Source organism: Alteromonas sp. KS69, assembly GCF_003989595.1.
GTDB classification, from domain to species: Bacteria; Pseudomonadota; Gammaproteobacteria; order Enterobacterales; family Alteromonadaceae; genus Alteromonas; species Alteromonas naphthalenivorans.
Map to the genome: position 1 here is coordinate 1 of NZ_PYHU01000074.1, position 4,020 is coordinate 4,020.

Annotated in this window: 4 protein-coding genes and 1 pseudogene; all 5 read right to left on the reverse strand. The window is 39.3% G+C overall.

Features of this window, described 5'->3' with window-relative positions; genetic code table 11:
• Nucleotides 1-38 precede the first annotated feature (38 nt).
• The gene (locus C7Y69_RS21690) at nucleotides 39-623 is read right to left on the reverse strand and encodes a hypothetical protein (protein WP_185864216.1); all 585 of its coding nucleotides are present in this window, start codon (nucleotides 621-623) and stop codon (nucleotides 39-41) included.
• Nucleotides 624-1,086: 463 nt separating this feature from the next.
• Nucleotides 1,087-1,545, reverse strand: a complete 459-nt coding sequence (locus C7Y69_RS21315; protein ID WP_126874097.1) for a hypothetical protein — start codon at nucleotides 1,543-1,545, stop codon at nucleotides 1,087-1,089.
• 10 nt (nucleotides 1,546-1,555) lie between these two features.
• A complete protein-coding gene (locus C7Y69_RS21320) occupies nucleotides 1,556-2,362 on the reverse strand; it encodes a GIY-YIG nuclease family protein (RefSeq protein ID WP_126874098.1) in 807 nt (268 codons plus the stop codon).
• Between the two features lie 124 nt (nucleotides 2,363-2,486).
• On the reverse strand, nucleotides 2,487-3,161 hold the full coding sequence (locus tag C7Y69_RS21325; protein WP_126874099.1) for a hypothetical protein: 675 nt from the start codon (nucleotides 3,159-3,161) through the stop codon (nucleotides 2,487-2,489).
• A 167-nt stretch (nucleotides 3,162-3,328) separates the two neighbouring features.
• A pseudogene (locus C7Y69_RS21330) lies at nucleotides 3,329-3,982 on the reverse strand (Gfo/Idh/MocA family protein); the annotation flags it as partial.
• Nucleotides 3,983-4,020 lie beyond the last annotated feature (38 nt).

Below are 4,020 nucleotides of genomic sequence, written 5' to 3' on the forward strand. Positions count from 1 at the left end.
ACAAATTATAACTCTTTACCATGCTGCTCAAAAACCAATCACGAAAGATCAACACGCCTTAGGTATTTTCGTGAAAATAAGACTAATTCACTTTCAAAATCCTCTTTTAGATATTTGAGTTGAGCCGTTGTTAAACTTGTGTCGGTTAAGTTTGCGCTAGCCTTTACTATAATAGGCATACGCGTTCTTAACTGATTGGATAAGTTTGTGTTGTAGTGGATTTTGTCAGTGTAGCTACTATCGCGTAACTCTTCAGTAACCCCCCGCATTTTTTTGACAAAGTCTGGATCATTCATCATGCTTAGATTTGCATTTAGGGTTTGTACGTAATCATATAACAAATCCGTGTCCACGTTGCGCTTACTAAGCAAGTATCTAATAAAGTCAGCTGTACGAGTGGCAACCTCTGTTGGCAGGTTAGGGTTTTTGCTCACTAAATCAAATAGACTTATCGCGCTATCATCTGACTGCTTAGTCTCCTCAGAGCGTCCAGCATCATTCACTGTCAATACTTTATTACCTAATGTATCCGTGCCTTCTTGCACGCGAGATGAACTTTGTTGTGCTAATGAGAAAAAAGATAATAATACCGTGGAATAAAAGAGTGTTTTTATTAATATCATGGTCAATCCTTTGTAATTGCGGCCCAATAGGTGAGGTCAATTTTTGAACTTATTTGGTTTGTTTTTTGAACAATAGTCGATCGGCAACCGTTATGTAAAGTTTATTTTGAAACTCTTTATAGTTTAATTTATGTTCGTTTCTCATAGTATTTAGTCAGGATAAATAAAGAGCTGAATACACCGCACGCTAGCTACAATCCTCACTAATTAAACTTTTCATTCATTATGAAAGAATAAATGGAGGAAACTCTGGGGTATTTTCAAAATTAATGGCGAAGAATCAAAAAGACAAAAAGGTAAGGAAAATTTACGATGTTTGTTGCTCAGGAATGATAAGATCAGTGTTCATCACTTATGTAAGTGATCTAAGCTCCTGCTCAATTGAGCGGTTGGTTTAGAGTGCTAATTTAGATTAGCCCTCACGTTGCTATTTCCAAATAAGTACCATACTGATTAAGCCCGATTATTTATCTATGTATTCATGGGCTTCGTTAAACTGAATGTGATAAGCGAGAAGATAAATGTTGTCATGGGATAAGCGCATCCAATTAATAGGGCAGTAATCACCATTTAGCTCTATGTCAGCCTGATATTCTGATTCTCTATTTAACAAACGTGCTGTCGCTCTGGCTATGCTTCGCCATTCAATTTCCACATGGAAGTACTCTTCTGCTATTGCATCTTGCAATCGCAAACCTATCGCTTCCAACGTGTCGACTTCAGCATATTCATCATCACTACTAATAATAAGCGTTTTATTTACAAATAGTTGATGGATATTGCCTCGCACTTCATCTGCAAAGTAGGTGATTAGTACAAGCTTAGGCACTTTATTAATTTGCTGTAAAACGTCTGAGGTAGGGGAGTTTAGTGCTCCTTCGTACTTCTTGTGCTCAGCAGTCGTCAAACGGGCTTTCATCACTCGTGTTTCCTTACTCTATATGTTTTATCGATTGTCGAGGCCATACCAAAGGCTCGCCATTGAGGGTTATTTTATATTGAGAGTAAGGGAACTCTGCTGTAGTAGCGAGCTGGCCAATAAACTCCTTCAACGATTTCTTCTCTTCTCGAACTTCACCGCTTTCTTGAATCCTCACAATTTGGTGCTTATCGAAAACTGAAGAAAATGTTGTCCCTGCAGGAAGCCAAGACACCACGCGGTATGCACAAAGAATGGCGTTACCTACACAAGCAACGGCAATAGTTGGCTTGTCTAAATTCGCTTTTTCCTGAGCAATTCGCCAATATCCTCTCGTAAGATCATATATCTCATGAGCTTCAAGGTGCTCGCGGTAGTTTTTAATGTGTATAAGCGTCAATCTTATATTTCTTTCACGCGCAAATTGTTTTAAATCATTTAGCTCAATGAAATCCCTGCCTTTTTCAATAACCACTTGTGCCCATGTCTTAATACCTAGCTTCGTGCCATGGCCACGTTTCCTATTAGTCAGTTTTGTATTGGTACCCAACGCATCAATTAATGCTACCTCTACGTGAACAGCAACACCATCTGGCAAGTTATGCCTTACGATGTGAATGATTTGATATTTATCGTAGTGCTCTAATAAGGACTGGATTTTTTTCTCTTTTGGAGAGACTGCTTTGTCAAAATTGAAATGCTCAGTTGCACGTTCATTAGTTCTGTTATTTGGCTTCTTACTCGCCATTCCAACGTAAAATATTTCCTTCGTGCCTGGATCTACCAAGGCATATACATAGTTTCCAAGCACATCTAACATCCAACATCTCCATAGTTAGTTTATCAATTGTCAACAGTGTCACGTTTTCATGATAGTTCACCGAAGGAAAAAAACGAGCAATAGAATTACTCGGATTAAAATGGCTTATTTATGCAAACTGGGCCTATATATCCCAAAAGCTATTTTCTAATGAAGGAATATTCATAGTTAAGTTTGTTGAAAACTCAAATTCTAGTTCATCATCTGAGTCTTTATTTAAGGTCGTGAGGTACGAATTCAGCCATAACTTGCGGTACTCCGCACTAAGTACATAACCACGTTTTTCTTCTGAACCTTTTAGCCTAGAAGGATAAGCCCAACCTTTATTATTTAAACTAGAAATCGTAACAACTAAGTGAGCCATCTGACCATGTTCTGGGCATAGTAATTTATGTAGCCGTGGCCAAAATTCTTCGTCTGCATCAGATGCTCTCCAGCCCTTATTTTCATTTACTTCGTCTAAACTGGCGTAAGGGTGAGAGTGAAAAGTCCCTACAAGTTCAACATTTGGATAATACTTTTCAAAGAACCTTTTTTTGGTTGACAGTGACTCGACATTTGGTTTCACCCAATCTTGGTGCCTTAACGCTGAAGTCTCAACTGTCGCCATTGTTGAAATAATTCTTGATGGCAGGTTTCCTTTTTGTGGTATTGAATAACCCCACAACAACCCAAAAGTTTCTAACTCAGAATTTGATTTACCTCTAGCATGAGTTTTATGTTCAAATTCATAAGCTTCAATCGCTGTAGTAAATAGTTGTGGAATAACATGATCTTCTATGATTAATTTTGTATCCATAAATTGTTTCCTTTTATCAGTATTTAAATTTAGTAACCCCAGTCCTTCTAATCTAGAGACTAACTATTAGGAAGATTTGTTTCTTTTGATTCTTGAATCAAGGGGGCAGAGTACATTACTTTTTGAACTTATACCGTTCCAGAACTGACCACTAATCTAGTAGCAGTTTAAACAAATTCTTTTTCACCACCTTTTGCCGCTGAACGATAAATTGCGTTAAGCAAGGCAATAGAGCGGCGACCTTCGAAACCATCTACCAATGGTTTAGTGCCGTTTTCAAGCGCATGTAAAACATCTTCAAAATTTCTTTGGTGCCAAACAAAGTCGATGGCTGAAGGGTCGGCTGCGCCAGCGCCGGCTTCATTCTCATTAAGACCATATTGCTGTCTAATTTCATTGTCATGTTCACTTTCATTAGCGAACTCCCACAGCCGGAATTTGTCATCGCTCATGAAAACAGAACCCTGCGAGCCGGTAATTTGTATTTCTGCCGGATGTCCGTTTTTAGACCAGCACGCGGTAGACCCTTGAATTACGCCCAACGCGCCACTTTCAAACTCCACCATGGCAATACCAACATCTTCTACTTCTATTCCCTCATGGGCCACAAGCCTAGTTTCTGCCCGTACGGATTTAACGTCGCCCATCACGTAAAGTAATAAATCGATGGTATGGATTGATTGGTTCATTAACGCGCCCCCGCCGTCTAGCTTCCAGGTGCCACGCCAAGCACCGCTTTCATAGTACTCTTGAGTTCGCCACCATTTAATATAGGCATCAGCCATGGCAATGCTGCCAAATCTACCTTGCGCTAACGCCTTTTTAAGTAGCTGCGACGATGTAAGCGATCAATTTAGAC